At 38.0% G+C, this 626-nt stretch carries 1 pseudogene; it reads left to right on the forward strand.

The annotated features are described in order from the left end of the window. Positions 1–320 (forward strand): annotated as a pseudogene (gene tnpA, locus UB32_RS16955) (IS200/IS605 family transposase); the annotation flags it as partial. Positions 321–626: the final 306 nt, after the last annotated feature.

Here is a 626-nt window from a genome sequence, read left to right on the forward strand (position 1 = left end):
TGGTAGTAAAATATCGCAGACAAGTGTTCGACAGTGAAATATCTGATTTCGCAAAAGATAAGTTCACTGAAATCGGAAGTAAGTACAATATTTCTTTAGTGGAGTGGAATCATGATAAAGACCATATCCACGTCTTATTCAAAGCACATCCTAACTCTGAATGATCAAAGTTCATCAATGTTTATAAGAGTGCAAGTTCTCGATTGATAAAGAGAGATTTGCCGCATATCAGAAAAAAGCTATGGAAAGAAATGTTCTGGTCAAGAAGTTTCTGCCTGCTTACAACAGGCGGTGCTCCAATTGATGCCATCAAAAAATAGATCGAAAATCAAGGTCAAAAGTGAGGCGAATGGATATGACCAAACAAAACAAAGCGTAACTAAAACTTGTAAAAATCAAACAGCACAGGGAAATCCCTGCTGACTATAAATGGAAATCTTGCGATAAAGAAAATTGGTTGTAGTGAAGCATGGGGAGGTTCCTTTTCGAAATGTTTTTGGAAACAAAAGGTTCGTCCTCCTACTGCTCATGACAAGAATTTGAGAAATTTTTTTAACGGATTTCCGAAAGAAGTCTCCCATCCTCAAGGAATGGGAAGGGCTAAAGCCCAATGAGTAGGTGGGAGA

It is taken from the genome of Mesobacillus subterraneus, assembly GCF_000934845.1.
Taxonomy (GTDB): domain Bacteria; phylum Bacillota; class Bacilli; order Bacillales; family Cytobacillaceae; genus Mesobacillus; species Mesobacillus stamsii.